Here is a 13,685-nt window from a genome sequence, read left to right as displayed (position 1 = left end):
AGATGAACTATAGACAGCATACTTGTCTAAAAGTTCATCCATTTTATCAACCAACTTCAAGCTTAAAATGCATTTTCTATATGATTTATGGACATGATGTCCCCAAAATGGTTCATCATCACCGCTATGACATCAAATCGAATCTGACGAGTATATTCTCCGTTCATTTGCAGATAAACCGCCGCCGTCGAACGAACCTGTTGCATTTTGCGCTGATCGACAGACTCTTGTGGAGTTCCGAATCCTGAATTGAAACTTCGGCTTCGCACCTCAACAAAAATCAACAACTCTTCCCGTGCTGCAATAATATCGACTTCTCCGCTACGACAACGCCAGTTTCGCTGCAGGATAGAATAACCCTGTTTCACTAACCAGCGGCAAGCTTCCTCTTCGCCTAGCTTTCCCTTTTGCTGACGGGTCAACTTGCCACTAGCTTGCTGGCCAGATCCCTGTTCTACCATGATTCGTTATCACTTCGGCCCGAGGCAAGCCGATCGGCTCGATAAACATAGGTAAGCACCTCTGCTACCAACTGATACAATTCTGTCGGAATCTGTTCATCCAGATCAAGCTTGGAGAGCACTTCAACTAAAGCTGCGTCCTCCTGTACGGGAACGCCGTTTTCCTTGGCTTTGTCCAGAATGGCTTCCGCTACTTTGCCACGGCCTTTGGCTACAACAACAGGTGCTTCACTTTCTCCCGGGACATATTTTAGTGCAACTGCTTTTTTCGATAACAGGTCCGGCTGTGCCGATTCCTCTTTCATACCTTGAAATCCACCCCTTTGTATCGCTCAGGGCTATAATCTGCAGCAGTTATCTTACGCTCCATCCCCGGCTCCTGCCCTGCCGGCCAAGGTTCTGCCCGGAAGGTCAACAGCTGATATCCAAGCTTGTCCAGCGATTGATGGATCACTTCACGTCCACTCTCCAAAAGCGCTCCCATTTCTTCCCGGTCATTAAGGACACGCAAACTGACAATGTTATTGACCACATGTACATCAACGAGGGTATGCCCCAAACTTCTCATATCCAAGTCAAACAGCAAACGGCAATTCGAGGCATCCAATTCCCCGCGCGGACCGCGGCGTGATTGAATCTGCACAGAGGCCGTCTGTTCACCGTCCGGACCCGTGATGGGGATAAACCAGTGCATTTGCGCAAACGCTGCACCGCGATCGGTTGTAAGCAATAGCTGCTGACCCGTCAGGTATTGTATGGCTTGATTGGCGGCATCTTTCAGCGCCGCCGGGGCACTGTCGCTGCTGGCTAACTGCAGCAGCAGACCCTTAAGCGAGTCCGTGTTAGCCGGACTCGCTGCCTCACCCACGCGCGGCTGCATCGCCGCGCCGTGAACGGCCTGCTGCTCGTGCTCCGCACCGAGCAGCTTCAGCACGCGCCCCACCCACGGGTCTCCCCCGTGGGTGACGGGCGCGTGCGCTGCCGCCGCACCTGCGGGAGCGGCGGCAACACCGCCAGCCGGCTGCGCATCAGCGCCGGCTGGCAAGGGCTGCGGCGAGCCTGCGGCAGCCGCAGCCGCTTGGCCGCCCTGTTGCGCAGCAGGGGCGGCTTGTGCTGCCGCACCCGGCTGTGCCGGTGCGGCAGTGGACGCGTTGCGCAGCGCGTCCAGCAGCGCCAGCAGCTTTGGCGCCAGCTGTGCTGGCGTAGGCGCTGTTGGCGCGGCCTGCCCTGCTGCGGACGGTGTCGCCGCAGCAGCAGGCGTGTCTGCGCGGCCGTCTGCACGCACGGCCGCAACTTCCGGCTGGCCCGCACTTGCACGGCCAGCCGCCGCTTCCGCCGCCCCAGGTGTACCCGGGCGGCTCGCAACTTGGCCCGCTTCCGTAGCTCGCGGCGAGCCTTCCCCAGGTATTCCGGTGCCCGCCGGAATACCTGCATTACCTTTGCCAGCCGTTTCCGCTTGGCTGGCAACACTCTTCGCAACAGCCTCAGCTCCTGTTTGTCCACCATTCGCCTGGCTTGCATTCGACGGCACGTTAACTTTAGCCTGTTGCCCCTGGTCTGATGCCGCACTTTCAACAACATCTGTAGTCAATCCTGCACCCACCGCTGGAGTGGTCTGAACCTGATTCGGCTGTGACGCTACAGGAGAGGCTACGGGTATTCCAACTCCTGGCCTGCTCACATTTACCACGGGTGCTCCCTCTTCTGGCTGAACAGCAACATTAGTCAAGGCTCCAGAAGCTCCGGCCTGTCCTGTGGACGCCACCGCTTTCAAGCCTGCTACTTCGCCGCCAGGGAACGGCTTACCTGCCACCGTTTGAGACAAAAATGACTCCAGTTGATCCGCAAGACCACTTAACAACTGATGCAAAGGAGGTCCAAATACGGTCTGATGTAAACCTTTCACCGTTTCTGCCGTAACAGGCAAGCCCCGCTGAAAAGCAATGCCCGCCGCCTGTACCCATTCCTCCACAGGTACCAGTGCAGGTTTGGCTACCATCATGTTTTGCACCATGGCTACGTTATCCTTGGTCAGCGGCAACCCACTGCGTTGCATAGCAAGTAACAACTCCCGGTTTTCTTTGGTATCCCCCAAACCTACCTCTTGCAACAAGTTATTCAGTGAAGCCTGCGGTAGCTCTGCAAGCGAGCCAGCAACAGGTTTCATTACCGTTATACCGTTCTCACCCGGAGGTTGAACCTGCAGAAGCGTCGTCTCACCCGGACGGAGCGGTGTCTCCAGTTTAGCACGCACCTGCACCCCTTGAATCTGGAGCACAGCCTCTCCACCATCATCCGATACACTGACGACAGATCCACGAACGACCTGACCTTCTTTTAATTCGAGCGGCTTGGCGTTTCCGGGCTTACTGTCCCCCATTAAACCACGAATCATGGAGCTGATATTCAACTCGTTCTGCCTCCTTTCCGTTCCCTTTCAATTAAAACAACGTATGCTGCTCACCTAATAAATTCCCGAGAAAGCTCCGCCGATGCATCGGTGTTGCGCCGAGTGCCATAATCTGTTCCCGATGAAATTGAGTTGCATAGCCTTTATGTACGGGCAGACCATATTCCGGGTATAACGTATCCCATTCTTCCTTGCACAGCCGATCTCTCGTTACCTTGGCCACAATAGAAGCCGCTGCGATCGATTGGCTATTTGCATCCCCTTTAATAATAGACAACTGCGGTATATTCAAATCCACCTTTTCCGCGTCCACCAGCATGTAATGAGGTGTTAGATCAAGTGCCTCTACCGCACGTTTCATCGCCAGTCTGGCGGCTTGTTTAATATTCAGACGATCAATCGTTTCCGCATCTGCATATCCTACACCTACAGCCAGCGCGTTCTCCATAATGATGTCATATAACGTATCACGTTTCTTTTCTGACAACTTTTTAGAATCATTGACCCCTTCCAAAATAAGTCCTTGAGGCAAGATCACGGCCGCCGCAACCACATCCCCAAACAAACACCCTCGTCCCACTTCATCAATTCCTGCGATATATTCAAAGCCGCTCCCCCAATACTCCCGCTCATACACCAACAGATCCCGAGGTTCGCTAGTTTCTTTTTTCTTTTTCTTCGGTTTGCGTTGCAGTTCTGGCAATGCAAGCTCCGGCATTTCATGGTTTGCTGTCATTCTGTTCATCTCCTCACCCATGTTTCATGTAACTGTGTAATCCCATGTAATGTATATAATTAATTAGACGTAGGCTATCGCATATTTGTTCTGATTAATCGTATTCCTGCACAATGTTTCGTGTTAAAAGTATGATTTAAAAAAATATCCTGATGTCTTCATTTATCGGTTGTCATGACGTTAAATTGAATACATACAAACTGATGTTCTGCAAATTTTCAACATCATTTATCATAGCATGATTTCAGGACACCTCCTATACAGAACAAACAATTCCATTAAGCACACTTCACTTCATTTTTTTACCATACTCATGCCAGTTTTATATCCCCTGTAGCCTTAAAACACAAAAAGGCCGTTCCCGGTAATCCGGTAACGGCCGCTTCTTTCGGCTCTTGTAAGGATATTTTCGTTTAGTAAGGAGCTTCCATGGAGAAACGCCCCATCTTGCCCGCTCTTAATTCCCTCAGAAACGCTCGTGATGCCTTCTCCAGATCAATCCGTCCACCACTGATGACACAACCGCGGATTCGGCCGACCTGCTCCATAATGGCAATAACACTGTCCGAATCGTCCGCATCTCTGGAGAACTCTTGAAGACCATATCTCTCTTCCAGCGCGTCCCAGTAATAACGCATTAGATAACTGATTCCGAAAAATGCGATATCCTCTGCATTCAGGATTTCTTCTTTGATCGCACCCGTCACAGCAAGTCGGTAACCCACATTTTGATCTTCAAATTTCGGCCACAGAATACCTGGGGTGTCCAGCAGTTCCATTTCCTTGCCTACTTTTATCCATTGCTGGCCTTTGGTTACACCTGGACGATCTCCAGTTGCAGCAATGCTCCGTCCAGCCAAACGATTGATCAATGTGGATTTACCTACGTTAGGAATACCGACAATCAAGCCTCGAACAGCTCGGGGATTAATGCCTTTTGCCAGTTGACGATCAATCTTCTCCTTTAGAAGGAGTCTTGCCTGAGCAGGAATATCTTTGACATTTGTACCTGTTGAAGCATCCACAGGGAACGCTGTAATGCCTTCTTTTTTAAAATACTCAATCCACTCTTGCGTCACTTTGGCATCCGCCAAATCCGACTTATTGAGCAAAATCATGCGGGGTTTATCCATCAAAATCTCGTCAATCATCGGATTACGGCTGGAGACAGGCAGACGGGCATCCAATAGTTCGATGACCACGTCAATGAGCTTCAACTTGTCCTGAATCTGGCGTCTGGCTCGGGTCATATGACCTGGAAACCATTGTATCGTCACCTTGTCTTCACCTCATTTAGTACATACTTTAAGTTTTTTAGTGGTTAATCCACTTAATTTCTCCAATAGGCCAGAAAATAACATCAGCACGGCCAATAATCTCTTTCAGGGACACATAACCGATCATTCGGCTATCTGTACTGTTAGGTCGATTATCCCCCATAACAAACACATGACCCGCTGGCACTTTACCATCTGGGAATTGTTCATTCGGGAAATCCTTCACGTTATACGTTCCACCACTCGCTTCAGCCGCATCAATAGCACCCTGGATGTAGGTCTCATTCACCTTTTGTCCATTTACCGTTACGGTGTCTCCCTGAACTTGAACCGTATCTCCCGCTACTGCGATAACACGTTTAATGAAATCCCGTCCTTCGGAAGGTACATGGAAGACGATCACTTCGCCACGTTTTGGCTCGCGGATATCATACAGTATCTCATTGACAATGACACGTTCTCCTGTCGAGAAATTCGGTTGCATGGATGGCCCGTCCACCACAAATGGTTTAAAAAGTAACCAGCGGATCAGAATAACCAGCACGAGTGCAATGACAATGGCCTTCAGCCACTCGACAATTTCATTTTTCGCTTTTTTGGATCGATTATTTTTTTCTTCCGCAGGTAAGCTCTGGTCCTGTTGAACTTCTTGTTCCATTCAAGATCTTCCTCTCTTCACAGTACATGATTATAGCAGTATACATTCAGCTTTTTGCTTCCTCCCTGTATAAGACTAGAGAAAACAAATTATTCAACTCAGTTATGTAATTCTTGAAGCCAAGCATTACAACCGTACATTGAACCACAATTCAAATGCCTTGGATAACTGATGTCACAATCCTCCCGGACTTTACGCCGCATATCCGCCATACCATTTTACTCGGAAGTGTACCTCCGGTTCAACTTTTCCCGGACAAAAACGAAAAGGGCTTGTCTCCAAGCCCTTCCCGGTATCCGTTATATTAACGAATTTCTTTAATTCTCGCTGCTTTACCGCGTAGTTCACGAAGATAATAAAGCTTCGCACGACGCACTTTACCACGGCGAGCCACTTCGATTCTATCGATTTTAGGGGAATGAAGCGGGAAAGCTCTTTCCACACCTACACCGTAAGAAATTTTACGAACTGTAAAAGTCTCACTGATTCCACCACCACGGCGTTTAATCACAACACCTTCGAACAATTGGATACGCTCACGAGTTCCCTCGATTACCTTAACGTGCACTTTCAAAGTGTCACCAGGACGAAAACTCGGAATATCTTTGCGAAGTTGTTCTTGTGTAATCGCTTGAACGATATTCATCTATGACTCCCTCCTTCCGTACAGGCGTTCATACTTCTTCCAGAGATCACCTTGTCTCTTTCATTATCCATAGAGGACCGCCGTATTCCACACAACAGACTTATTGTATCACGCAGCATATAAAAACACAAGCAGAAATAAACAACTTTATAATGGATCACCTTACAAGCATAAGTGTTTTTTTCAGCCATAGTCCGCAAGTTCTCGTATCCACTTCCTCCCTTCTTGTAAAGATAGGTAAAAATTTTTGATCCCCTTTAAAAAAGTCAACCACTCTCGTGGATAAAATAATGTAACTTTCCGACATAGAAGATCGTCTATCATATACTTAAAAGCTCATTTAACGGGCAGCGTAGCGAATTTTAAGAAATAGATGAATGCTAAAGGAGAACCAGGAGAGACATGAAACACATCAGAAAATTATTGTTAGCCTCACTTGCCTTGCTCACATGTACCGTTACCTTATACGCTTATGCTGTGAATCATCCCACCAACGCGTTATCCCACAAGGCCTGCTCGTCTTGGAATGTCGTACAACGTAAATTCTTCACATTAACTCACTCGGACTTTTCATTGCATTCCAAGCTGGATCGCTCTAACTTTGTTATCAAACAAGGCACCGCTACAAAAGTGCCTGTTCTCATGTATCATTACGTTACGCCAAAAGTAGACAATCACGAGCCAAAGAATAAATCCATCATTGACCTGGATGTGTTCGAGCAGAATATGAAATATTTATACGAAAATGGATACCGAACCATTACTCTGGCTCAGCTTGAACAATACGTTAACGGTGAAATCTCGCTACCCGAGAAATCATTTGTCATTACCTTTGATGACGGATATCAAAACAATTATACGCTAGCTTATCCCATACTCAAAAAATATCATTTCCATGCTTCCCTTTTTGTCATAGGTAGCCGGATTCAGTCCACACCAGTTGCTTTTAACCCTAGTAAAAAAAGCGATATCTCCAAGCAAGAGATGGCCGCAGGAAGCGATGTATTTGAGTATAATAGCCACACCTTTAACCTGCATCACAAAGGATATATGGTATGTGGAGACGATCTGCCCGTTACGCTGGATACCAGCCTGCTGGATCACGATATTGAACAGATCAAACATATCGGCATCGATACGCCATATATCGCCTACCCTTATGGATATTTCAGTGAACAAATGATTTACAAACTCCATCAGCATGGATATCGCATGGGATTCACGGTTAGACCCGGATTCGTTCACCCTGGGGATTCACCTATGGTTTTACCTCGCTTAACCGTTACAAATGATACCGATCTCCCTACCCTGCTACAAACGGGTTCCAATGTACTCAGTGAGCGGTTCTAGATTAGTAATACTTCCTAAATAATAATTCAATTCTGTCCTGATTAAATCAAAAAAGCCGATGGATACAGTCTAAGCTGTCCACTCGGCTTTATCTTTACCTATTTCTTATCTCGTTCCGCCTGGTACTGTTCAAGCCATCTCCGTTCCTTCTCCGTCAAATCTGCCGACTCTAACAGTTCAGGTCTGCGCTCCAACGTACGAATTAGCGATTGTTCTCTACGCCAAGCCTCGATATTCAGATGGTGTCCAGACAAGAGCATATCCGGCACCTTCATGCCTCTAAATTCAGGCGGGCGAGTATAATGAGGGTACTCAAGCAATCCCGTACTGAATGAATCCGTCACTGCACTTGTCTCGTTGCCCAGTACTCCCGGAATCAGCCTTACAACGCTATCAATGGCCACCATAGCAGGTAGTTCTCCGCCAGTCAGAACATAGTCACCGATCGATAGTTCATCCGTCACCAGAAATTCGCGGATACGTTCATCATATCCCTCATAATGACCGCAGATAAAGATCAGATGATCTTCTTGAACCAGCTCTTCTGCCTTTTTCTGTGTAAACGTCTCCCCCTGCGGACACATTAGAATAATCCGGGGCGCTTTCATTGTGGTGGCAGCTTCTCCGCGTTGCTGCAAAACATCCTCTACGGCAGCAAAAATCGGATCGGGTTTGAGCACCATACCTCCACCGCCGCCATATGGTGCGTCATCCACAGTGTTATGTTTATTGGTTGCGTAATTACGGAAATTGGTCGCCCCAAGCGATACAAGCCCCTTGGCCTGCGCTTTACCCAGAATGCTTGTGCCAAACACACCGTCGAACATTTCCGGGAATAACGTTAATACATCCACCTTCATGTTACAGCAATCCTTCCATCAGGTGAATCTTGACCTGCTTCTGCTCTACGTCCACATCCAGAACAACATCGTCAATCACCGGAATCAGCACTTCTTTTCCCGCTGGTGTTTTGACTACCCATACATCATTCGCACCCGGGGTCAGAATCTCCGAAATCGTTCCGAGTGTTTCTCCCTCTTCCGTAATGACAGCACATCCTACGATTTGGTGGAAGTAATATTCTCCTTCTTCAAGCTCAGCAAGGTTTTCCTTGGATACTTTGGCTATCCCTCCCTTGAACTTCTCCACTTCGTTAATGTTGCCGTATTCTTTCAGACGAAGGATATACATATTTTTATGCAAACGCGCAGACTCCACTGTAACCGGCACCGGACGATTATCCGGAGTAAACAAAAATAATTCAGCATTCTTGGCGAAACGTACTTCTGGAAAATCAGTCAAAGGCATAATCTTTAATTCGCCGCGAATCCCATGCGTATTCACAACTTTACCAACATTCATAAACTCTGCCATACAATCCTCCTACGAAATTCAATCAAAATGATAACCGATTACCCGCACACTCGACGGTCAGAAACATCTTCCGATTGCTGTTATCCCCGGATATCTTGAACATATTATCAAAAGTCGATATCCGGTGCTAAAGGCGAACACTTCGTTTCTTCAGATTTTTTCTGCCCGCTCCGTTAAAGTGTAATCTCCAAATTAATTTTAACCCTAAATTCCCATTAAACAATTAAATGATAAGTTCAGCATGCACGAAAAGGGGCTAGGACATGCATCCTAACCCCCTTTCGTATATCTTTAAGATATGATATCAACGGTAACCCGTTTATCCATCTTAACTGCTGCTGATGTGACGACCGTACGAAGAGATTTTGCGATTCGTCCTTGTTTTCCGATCACCTTTCCGACATCGTCGGGATGCACCGTCAACTCATAAACGACAAGCCGGTCTTTCTCAATCGTCCGAACCGCCACATCATCCGGATGATCGACCAAAGCCTTAGCAATTATTCTTACTAATTCTTCCATAGATGACCCTCCGAATCAGCACCTTATTTAGATAATTTGGACTCGTGGAATTTCTTCATCACGCCCGCTTTGCTCAGCAAGTTGCGGACAGTGTCGGATGCTTGCGCACCGTTTTGAAGCCATTGCAATGCTTTATCTTCATCGATCTTAACAACAGCCGGTTGTTCAACCGGGTTGTAGTAACCGATCTCCTCGATAAAACGACCGTCACGTGGGGAACGGGAATCCGATACCACTACGCGGTAGAAAGGAGCTTTGTGAGCACCCATACGTTTCAGACGAATACGAACTGCCATTTGAAAATTCACCTCCTTCAATGAAATCTGGTTCTCATGTGAACGGCTGTTCAATCAACGGAAAGGAAACTTCATTCCTTTACCGAGACCTTTCAACTGTTTCATTGCTTTGTTCTTGCCACCCTTAGGACCCATCATATCCGAGAACTGCTTCATCATGCGACGCATCTCATCAAACTGCTTGATCAGACGATTCACCTCTGCGAGCGACGTTCCACTACCGGTAGCAATACGCTTCCGGCGGCTGTGGTTAATCATATCCGGGTTACGCTTCTCTTCCGTTGTCATCGAATAGACAATCGCTTCGATTCGGCCCATCTGTTTATCATCGACTTTCAGGTCCTTCGCTTGTTTCATCTTGCCCATACCCGGAATCATATCCATGATCTGGTCAATTGGTCCCAGCTTTTTCACCTGATCCATCTGCTCCAGGAAATCCTCGAACGTAAATTCTGCATTCCGCATCTTCCGTTCCATTTCCTTCGCTTTCTCGGTATCGATGTTGGACTGTGCCTTTTCAATCAGGGACAACATGTCACCCATACCAAGAATACGTGAAGCCATACGTTCCGGATGGAACGGCTCCAGTGCATCAAGCTTCTCCCCCAGAGAGGCAAACTTGATCGGGCAACCCGTAACTGCTTTAACAGACAGTGCAGCGCCACCACGTGTATCGCCATCCAGTTTGGTCAGTACAACCCCGGTCAGAGCAAGTTGCTGATTAAAGTGTTCCGCCACATTTACAGCATCCTGACCTGTCATACTGTCGACAACCAGCAGTACTTCATCCGGATTCACTACACTGTGAATCTGGCGAAGTTCTTCCATCAGTTCTTCATCCACATGCAAACGTCCCGCTGTATCCACGATCACATAATCATGTCCGTTATCTTTTGCATGTTGCAAACCTTGGCGAGCAATTTCCACCGGGCTTGTCTGATCACCGAGGGTGAACACTGGCGCCTTCAACTGTTCTCCGAGAACTTGAAGCTGCTTGATCGCAGCCGGACGATAAATGTCACCCGCAATCAGCAAGGGTCTGCTGTTTTGCTTTTGCAACATTTTCGCCAGTTTACCGGAAGTCGTCGTTTTACCCGCACCCTGTAATCCAACCATCATGATCACTGTAGGTGGTTTGTTTGACTTCGCGAGTTTAGCTTGGCTTCCACCCATTAACTCTGTTAACTCTTTGTTAACAATGTCGATGATGACCATTCCGGGAGTAAAGCTGTCCATCACTTCTTTACCGACAGCCTTCTCCTTCACTTTGGCGATGAATTCCTTGACCACTTTGAAGTTTACATCCGCTTCAAGCAATGCCAGACGTACTTCGCGCATCGCTTCGGCTACGTCTTCGTCAGACACCTTGCCTTTGCCGCGCAACTTGCTGAACACATTCTGCAATCGGGTCGTTAATCCTTCAAATGCCATGATCCCACCTCCTTCATGCTTCAATTCCATTTTAAGACCGATTCGTCCCACTTCACTGCAGACAATGGCTATTCTCCCAGTAAAGCAACGAGATCGTGTATTGGTTTGTTGTTATCCACGGTAACGCCAGCGCGTTCCAGTGCTTGTTGTAAATCTTCAAGGCAGCGGCTGCGTCTTTCATACTTCTCAAGCAAGCCAAGCTTGCTCTCATAGTTTTCAAGCACTTGTTCAGCACGCTTGATATGTTCGTATACCGCCTGGCGGCTGATCTCAAACTCGGCTGCAATTTCACCAAGTGAAAAATCATCATGAAAGTAATATTTCAGAAACGTTTGCTGCTTCTCTGTCAGCAGTGATTCATAAAAGGCAAACAGCAAGTTAATCCGGTTTGTTTTCTCAAGCCGGTTTTCTTGACTCATATCAGGGCACTCCCTTCGTCAAGGAAAAACACTTTACACTCTTGCAACGTTCCTAATAATACCTAAAACAAATCAGGATGTCAAGCAAAAATACTTGTCACAATAAAAAGAGATGTAAAGCTTGGCATGGACCGTTTAAAAATGCCATCTTTAAACGCTCTGAAGCCTCATTTTTGTTACTATATCTCTATAACATACGAGTAGCTCCTTCAGGCCAAAACCAGGAAGAAAAACGAAACGCCCCTTTATGAAGAGACGATTCGTTTAGTACTTCTAACGAAGTGGTGTCAGATAGATTAAGACCGCAAAGAAATGCAGAATACTGCCTGCCAGTACAAACAGATGCCAGATCGCATGATGAAACGGGAAACCTCTCCATACATAGAACAATGTCCCCAGCGTATACATCAGGCCTCCTGCAACCAATAGTGCAATCCCGCCTGTGGGAATCGCTGACACAAGCGGTTGCCAAGCAATAACGATTAGCCACCCCATCGCGATATAGAAGATCGTAGACATAAACAGAAATTTCTTAGTGAAAAAGGCTTTGAAGATCACTCCGGCCAGTGCAATGCCCCAGATGACACCGAATAGCGTCCAGCCAAGTGTTCCCCGAACTGCGACGAATAAAAACGGCGTATATGTGCCTGCAATAAACAGATATATGGAAGAGTGGTCAAAAAACTCAAACAAATCTTTTGCCTTTCCCTCTTTGAGCGCGTGCACCAACGTTGAATTCGTGTAGAGCATCAACATGGTAATGCCATAGATTGTAAAACTCACAACATGCCAGGCCGTGCCTTTCATACTGGAGAAAACAATTAACAATACTAACGCAGCTACACTAAGCGCAGCGCCAATTCCATGTGTCACGGCATTAGCGACCTCTTCACGGCGGGAATAGGTATAGGTATTGGCCATATCAACCTTCCTTTCTAACCCATCACAATATCAGTTACCTTTCATTATACACGTATTGCCGATGACATTACACGTGAGCTCTCACATGATGCAGCGGCAATACGGTGAACATGATTATTCGTTTACGACCCAAGATCAGGATAAGATTAGGATTGTGTACTCTCGTCTTCGGCACTCTCTACTGGTTGCTCCTGAATTAACCCCGCGAACAACGCGTGAACAAACTGCTCAGAATCAAATTCCTGCAGATCATCAATCTTCTCCCCAAGACCAACGAGCTTCACAGGCAGGTCCAGCTCCTGACGGATTGCCACTACAATACCGCCTTTAGCTGTTCCATCAAGCTTGGTCAACACAAGACCCGTTACTCCACTTTTCTCTCCGAAAAGTTTGGCCTGGTTCAGCGCATTTTGTCCCGTCGTCGCATCCAACACCATCAGCACTTCATGCGGCGCACTTGGAATCTCACGCTGAATGACACGATAAATTTTGTTCAGCTCGTCCATCAGGTTGCTTTTATTTTGCAGGCGGCCTGCCGTATCGCATAACAACACATCAGCTCCGCGCTGTTTTGCTGCCTGCACTGCATCGTACATAACAGCAGCCGGATCAGAACCGGATTGCTGTTTAATCACATCTACGCCAGCACGCTGGCCCCATACTTCAAGTTGCTCGATCGCTCCAGCTCGGAACGTATCGCCCGCTGCCATAATTACTTTTTTCCCTTGTTGCTTGAAACGGTGAGCCAGCTTGCCAATCGTGGTTGTTTTACCAACACCGTTCACACCAACAAACAAAATAACCGTAATGCCATCCGGATTCATTTTCAGTTCATTGTTTTGTTCCCCACGAAGCAAATCTGTCAGTTTCTCCGACAATACAGGCTGTAACTCAGCCGCATCCTCAATTTTGCGTTTCTTCACCTCTGCGCGCAGGTCTTCAATCAGATTCATGACCGTATTGACGCCTACGTCCGCTCCGATCAGAATTTCTTCAAGTTCCTCGTAAAATTCCTCATCAATTTTTTTGCGGCGAATGACCAGATCGGTTACTTTTTCCACAAGCCCTTTGCGTGTCTTTTCCAGGCCATCCTTGAACTGTTTAGTAACCGACTCCGTTTTACTTGCAATGCTGTCCCGTAGCTTTTTAAAGAAACTCATAAAGCCCCTCCATCGTGTAGATAA

General features: G+C 47.3%; 16 protein-coding genes. 1 reads left to right on the top strand and 15 read right to left on the bottom strand.

The features are described 5' to 3' along the window. Positions 1-62 precede the first annotated feature (62 nt). The 7 genes from FS818_RS03595 to rplS form a co-directional block, all read right to left on the bottom strand. The gene (locus FS818_RS03595) at positions 63-461 is read right to left on the bottom strand and encodes a YraN family protein (protein WP_145329731.1); all 399 of its coding nucleotides are present in this window, start codon (positions 459-461) and stop codon (positions 63-65) included. Continuing rightward, positions 455-766 (bottom strand): EscU/YscU/HrcU family type III secretion system export apparatus switch protein, encoded by a 312-nt coding sequence (locus FS818_RS03590; protein ID WP_145329729.1) that lies wholly within the window; start codon positions 764-766, stop codon positions 455-457. The genes FS818_RS03595 and FS818_RS03590 overlap by 7 nt, the downstream gene beginning before the upstream one ends. Beyond that, positions 763-2,871, bottom strand: a complete 2,109-nt coding sequence (locus FS818_RS03585) for a DNA ligase (RefSeq protein WP_145329727.1) — start codon at positions 2,869-2,871, stop codon at positions 763-765. The genes FS818_RS03590 and FS818_RS03585 overlap by 4 nt, the downstream gene beginning before the upstream one ends. A 31-nt stretch (positions 2,872-2,902) precedes the next feature. Then, positions 2,903-3,607, bottom strand: a complete 705-nt coding sequence (locus FS818_RS03580) for a ribonuclease HII (RefSeq protein ID WP_260984506.1) — start codon at positions 3,605-3,607, stop codon at positions 2,903-2,905. 413 nt (positions 3,608-4,020) lie between these two features. Next, entirely contained in the window at positions 4,021-4,884 is an 864-nt protein-coding gene (gene ylqF / locus FS818_RS03575; protein WP_110893198.1) for a ribosome biogenesis GTPase YlqF, read from the bottom strand. A 37-nt stretch (positions 4,885-4,921) separates the two neighbouring features. Further along, a complete protein-coding gene (gene lepB / locus FS818_RS03570) occupies positions 4,922-5,542 on the bottom strand; it encodes a signal peptidase I (RefSeq protein WP_145329725.1) in 621 nt (206 codons plus the stop codon). Between the two features lie 304 nt (positions 5,543-5,846). Then, positions 5,847-6,188: a 50S ribosomal protein L19 gene (rplS, locus tag FS818_RS03565; RefSeq protein WP_024630190.1), complete on the bottom strand. Its 342-nt coding sequence runs from the start codon at positions 6,186-6,188 to the stop codon at positions 5,847-5,849. Between the two features lie 402 nt (positions 6,189-6,590). Here rplS and FS818_RS03560 point away from each other — a divergent pair, with 402 nt between their 5' ends. Next, on the top strand, positions 6,591-7,538 hold the full coding sequence (locus tag FS818_RS03560; protein WP_186331574.1) for a polysaccharide deacetylase family protein: 948 nt from the start codon (positions 6,591-6,593) through the stop codon (positions 7,536-7,538). Positions 7,539-7,636: 98 nt separating this feature from the next. On the opposite strand, the gene trmD is transcribed toward FS818_RS03560, so the two are convergent. The 8 genes from trmD to ftsY all read right to left on the bottom strand — a co-directional run bounded on the left by trmD (position 7,637) and on the right by ftsY (position 13,661). Continuing rightward, a complete protein-coding gene (gene trmD, locus FS818_RS03555) occupies positions 7,637-8,398 on the bottom strand; it encodes a tRNA (guanosine(37)-N1)-methyltransferase TrmD (RefSeq protein WP_145329723.1) in 762 nt (253 codons plus the stop codon). A 1-nt stretch (position 8,399) separates the two neighbouring features. Continuing rightward, a complete protein-coding gene (gene rimM, locus FS818_RS03550) occupies positions 8,400-8,912 on the bottom strand; it encodes a ribosome maturation factor RimM (protein ID WP_145329721.1) in 513 nt (170 codons plus the stop codon). 291 nt (positions 8,913-9,203) lie between these two features. After that, the gene (locus FS818_RS03545; RefSeq protein ID WP_145329719.1) at positions 9,204-9,434 is read right to left on the bottom strand and encodes a KH domain-containing protein; all 231 of its coding nucleotides are present in this window, start codon (positions 9,432-9,434) and stop codon (positions 9,204-9,206) included. Positions 9,435-9,457: 23 nt separating this feature from the next. Beyond that, entirely contained in the window at positions 9,458-9,730 is a 273-nt protein-coding gene (rpsP, locus tag FS818_RS03540) for a 30S ribosomal protein S16 (RefSeq protein ID WP_056700527.1), read from the bottom strand. Between the two features lie 54 nt (positions 9,731-9,784). Continuing rightward, entirely contained in the window at positions 9,785-11,161 is a 1,377-nt protein-coding gene (gene ffh, locus FS818_RS03535; RefSeq protein ID WP_145329717.1) for a signal recognition particle protein, read from the bottom strand. A 68-nt stretch (positions 11,162-11,229) separates the two neighbouring features. Continuing rightward, positions 11,230-11,580, bottom strand: coding sequence for a putative DNA-binding protein (locus FS818_RS03530; RefSeq protein WP_123064424.1), 351 nt, complete (start codon positions 11,578-11,580; stop codon positions 11,230-11,232). A gap of 273 nt (positions 11,581-11,853) precedes the next feature. Then, entirely contained in the window at positions 11,854-12,501 is a 648-nt protein-coding gene (gene trhA, locus FS818_RS03525; RefSeq protein WP_145329715.1) for a PAQR family membrane homeostasis protein TrhA, read from the bottom strand. A 146-nt stretch (positions 12,502-12,647) separates the two neighbouring features. Then, on the bottom strand, positions 12,648-13,661 hold the full coding sequence (gene ftsY / locus FS818_RS03520) for a signal recognition particle-docking protein FtsY (RefSeq protein WP_145329713.1): 1,014 nt from the start codon (positions 13,659-13,661) through the stop codon (positions 12,648-12,650). Positions 13,662-13,685: the final 24 nt, after the last annotated feature.

It is taken from the genome of Paenibacillus xylanexedens (assembly GCF_007680605.1).
In the GTDB taxonomy this organism is placed as follows: domain Bacteria; phylum Bacillota; class Bacilli; order Paenibacillales; family Paenibacillaceae; genus Paenibacillus; species Paenibacillus xylanexedens_B.
Note: the sequence above shows the minus strand (reverse complement) of the source record. Positions and strands in the feature narration are given on the sequence as shown.